This is a genomic window from Acinetobacter sp. YH12255 (assembly GCF_013417355.1).
In the GTDB taxonomy this organism is placed as follows: Bacteria; Pseudomonadota; Gammaproteobacteria; order Pseudomonadales; family Moraxellaceae; genus Acinetobacter; species Acinetobacter pseudolwoffii.
Window position 1 is genome coordinate 1 of sequence record NZ_VPEC01000093.1, and the last position, 4,053, is coordinate 4,053.

The following is a 4,053-nucleotide window of genomic DNA, read 5'->3' on the forward strand; positions in this document are numbered from 1 at the left end:
AAAGTCATTTGAATGATTTCTTCTTGGTCTACGTGTCATAAAATACTCCATATATTGATGTTTATAACATCATTTGGGGAGCAAAATATCACTTATAAGTGTTGTTCAAATTTCCTGATCCACCTCTATATAAGTTATTAACTTGATTTAAAGAACACCCAAAAAACTTTATCTAAATCTATATAACAAAAAGCCCCCTTTCGGAGGCTTCTTATTTGATCCTTAGCTTTAAGCTTTAGACACTGCGGGTTCAATTGAACCAATCTTTTCAGACTCATTGTCATGCATGATCAAGGCAACCGCAATTGTAGTAATCAGCACCGGTAAACCGACTGCCATAAAGTTGAAGTAAGCTGGCAGGTTCATACCCAGTAAGCCACCGATCAGGATTGGCCCTACAATCGCGCCCATACGACCAATCGCAGAAGACCAGCCAATACCTGTCGAACGTACCGCAAGTGGGTAGAACTGCGCAACATAGCTATATAGCAACATTTGCGAACCAATCGACGCTGCACCCGCCAAGAACACCAAAATGTAAAGCAGGAACGAATTCGACTGGAAGCCCATCAGGCTCATCACAATCGCACCCATAATACCCAGGAACATCAGTACCGGTTTCAAGTGGAAACGATCCGCCAGAATACCACCACCCACAATACCCACGACCGCACCCACGTTCATCACCATCATGAACATCAGACTGTTGTCCATCGAGTAGCCCGCTGCCATCATCAACTTCGGTAACCAGCTACTTAAAGCATACATGGTTAACAGACAAGTGAAGAACGCGACCCAGAACAATAAGGTATTGACCGCACGGCCACGACGGAACAAGCTCACCACGTTCGCTGCTTCAGGCACATTTTCCTGTGGCAGGGTAAGCGTTGTATTCTCGGTAACCGTTAGATTTGGTGCCAGACGACGTACGATTTGACGTGCTTCAGCCTGCTTGTTTTGCTTCACAATAAATGCCAGCGATTCAGGCAGGAATTTCCAGATCACTGGTAATAAAAATAATGGAATACCCGCGATAAAGAACATGATTTCCCAACCAAAACTTGGGGTAAACCATGAACCCAATAACGCAGCCATTACACCACCGACGGCATAACCACTAAACATGGTGGTTACCAAGGTACTGCGCATTTTTTGTGGCGCATATTCCGAAGTCAATGCCACCAGATTCGGCATGACCCCACCAATACCCAGACCGGCAAGAAAACGTAAAATACCGAATTCGGTTGGATTTGAGGCAAAGCCACCCGCAAAAGTTAAACCACTGAATAATACAATACAGATCATGATCACTTTCTTACGACCGATCTTGTCCGCGAGGGAACCGAAGATCATCGCACCAAACATCATGCCAGCCAGTGCGGTACTTGCAAGCATGCCCGCTTGCACTGCACTTAAGCCCCAGTCTTGCATCAGTAAGGGTAAAACCACACCATTGATTGCTAAATCGTAGCCATCAAATAAGATAATGAGTAAACACCAAGCAACTACATTGAAGTGGAAAGGCGTGAATTTCGCATTATCGACTACAGAATTTACATCTATTTTTTCCGTTGTCATCATTCTCATCTCCCATGAGTACTTGTCCATAACATCTTTGTTGAAGATTGAAGGCAATCTTCAATGTCAGGCAATATACGCAAGCGGGATTTAAGGCACAATAAGACTAATTGATATTCTGCTATGACAAATGTAATGCCATTTATTTGCGTGATATGTCACATTATTATTAAAGTTAAATTTTAAGCCATTAATAATAATGACTTTAATTTAAGCAGAATTTGTAGATTTTTTAGCTCAATCACTTTTTTTGAGTGGTTTTATTTCATACTAAAAATATAAAAAACCCCTTCAGACAAAGGGGCTTTTTTAGCTGAATGAATCTATGAGGATCGTTTAAATTTTGGCTGCTTTTAATTGTTTCACCTGAACGCGACCGGGTTGTGGTTGACGAATCATTGAAATAGCGATGATGCCAATAATACCCGGCATGGCAACCGCGATGAAATTCCATTTATGTGGTAATTCCATACCCAGCAGCATACCAATCACAATTGGACCCACAATTGCACCTGTACGCCCCACAGCAGACGCCCAACCAATACCGGTAGAACGTACTGCAACAGGATAGTATTGAGCAACATAGCTATATAACAAGATACTGGTACCAATAGATGAAGCACCTGCCAAACTGACAAGTAAATAAATAACAGGTGTTGGAGAGTTAAAGCCTAAACCAACCAGAGACAGTACACCCACAGTTAACATACTAATAAGAACAGGTTTAAAGTCAAAACGGTCTGCCAGAATACCACCGCTAATGGTTCCGATCACGGCACCAATATTCAGTGCTAATAAGAACATTAAACTGCTGCCTAAAGAATATCCCGCAGCCATCATGAGTTTTGGCAGCCAACTTCCAAGTGCATAAAGCATGAGCAAGCACATAAAGAAAGCAATCCAGAATAAGAATGTTCCCATTGCACGATTTTCTGTAAATAACGCTTTTACTGATGCACTTTGTGTCTGATCGCCTGTGGCTAGAACCAGTTCAGTGTCTGCTCGTACGTCTGCAGTTGGCTCAACTCGTTTTATAAAATGACGTGCCTCATTCATTTTTTGTTCTTTAACCAAGAAAGTTAGAGACTCAGGTAAGAACTTCCAAAACAATGGAACAAAAAGTAAGGGAATACCTGCAATGAAGAACATAATTTCCCAACCAAAACTTGGAGTAAACCATGTACCACATAATGCAGCCATAATCCCACCTACGGCATAACCACTAAACATGGTGGTTACAAGTGTACTTTTTAAACGTTTAGGCGCATATTCAGAGGTTAACGCAACCAGGTTAGGTAATACCCCGCCTATGCCCAAGCCGGCAATAAAACGTAAAATACCAAACTCTGTTGGAGTGGTGGTAAATCCACCCAAAAATGTAAAAGCACTAAATAAAGTGACACAAATTAAAATCACTTTTTTACGACCGATTTTGTCTGCAAGCATCCCAAACAGCATGGCACCAAACATCATGCCGGCTAGTGCTGTACTGGCAAGCATGCCTGCTTCAACAGCACTCATGCCCCACTCCTGCATCAGTAGAGGCAGAACGACACCGTTAATTGCTAAATCATACCCGTCAAATAGAACAATAAACAAACACCACAATACAATGCTTAAGTGAAATTTATTGAATTTTGCCTGATCAATCACATCATTCACACTAACCGTATTTGCTGCCATTTTCGTGTTTTCTACCATTTTTACTCACCTCCTGTGAGTTATTATTCGTTGTCTTCAGCACGACACATGCCACTAACTCTTATTTATTATTTTTAATGATTCTTATCGCCATGTTCGTGCAACAACTTAGTTCAACACAGCTAATTTTCAGGCAATATGCGACTAAAGTCTTAAGCTTTGCTCAAAATTCTAAACCCATGCGTCCAGTTTTTAATGATTTCTTAACAATTCAAGCTACTTCTTCGATATAAAAATCCCTGAGTTCTCAGACTCAGGGAACGTTTTAAAATTGAGAAAAAACTGAAATTAATATAATGCTTGAGCTAATCGGATTTGAATAATTTCATTATCATCTGCCAGATTTCGATTACGACCACTTGAACCGGGAAAGTTATTGTCATTCAAGACGGTAATTAAATCAGGCCCTTCAATAATAATGTCTTCAATGGTCTGAAATGGAAAACCAAAGCGCTGACCGGTGGCAAGATCTCCCGGACGTACCGGACCATAAAGTAAATCTGGATTGGCCAGATCCATTAAATTAACCAGTTCTTCACGTGCGACAGACTCACCGGACTGATTCAATCTGACCTTGATTAATTTTTTATAGCCGCCCAGATTATTTTCACTGTCATCACGTTCAATAATCACACCTTCTTTGGCACTATAGTCAAACTACTTTATTATCCATACAGGATTCGAAAAAAACTCGAAATAATTCATCGACTGAGTCGATCAACCATTCTTTACGCTTACGTTTAACCCATGCCCACATCTGTTCTATAGGATTTA

General features: G+C 41.0%; 2 protein-coding genes and 1 pseudogene. All 3 read right to left on the minus strand.

From position 1 onward, the window contains the following. Positions 1 to 228 precede the first annotated feature (228 nt). On the minus strand, positions 229 to 1,578 hold the full coding sequence (locus FTV30_RS15665; RefSeq protein WP_180001901.1) for an aromatic acid/H+ symport family MFS transporter: 1,350 nt from the start codon (positions 1,576 to 1,578) through the stop codon (positions 229 to 231). Between the two features lie 336 nt (positions 1,579 to 1,914). Further along, positions 1,915 to 3,279, minus strand: a complete 1,365-nt coding sequence (locus tag FTV30_RS15670; protein ID WP_171255752.1) for an MFS transporter — start codon at positions 3,277 to 3,279, stop codon at positions 1,915 to 1,917. 288 nt (positions 3,280 to 3,567) lie between these two features. Further along, positions 3,568 to 3,930: pseudogene (locus tag FTV30_RS15675) on the minus strand (esterase-like activity of phytase family protein); the annotation flags it as partial. Positions 3,931 to 4,053 lie beyond the last annotated feature (123 nt).

What these genes read in the sequence shown, in the direction of transcription:
- FTV30_RS15670 (WP_171255752.1), bottom strand. Translation starts at nt 3,279, where the DNA reads ATGGTAGAAAACACGAAAATGGCAGCAAATACGGTTAGTGTGAATGAT.
- FTV30_RS15665 (WP_180001901.1), bottom strand. Translation starts at nt 1,578, where the DNA reads ATGACAACGGAAAAAATAGATGTAAATTCTGTAGTCGATAATGCGAAA.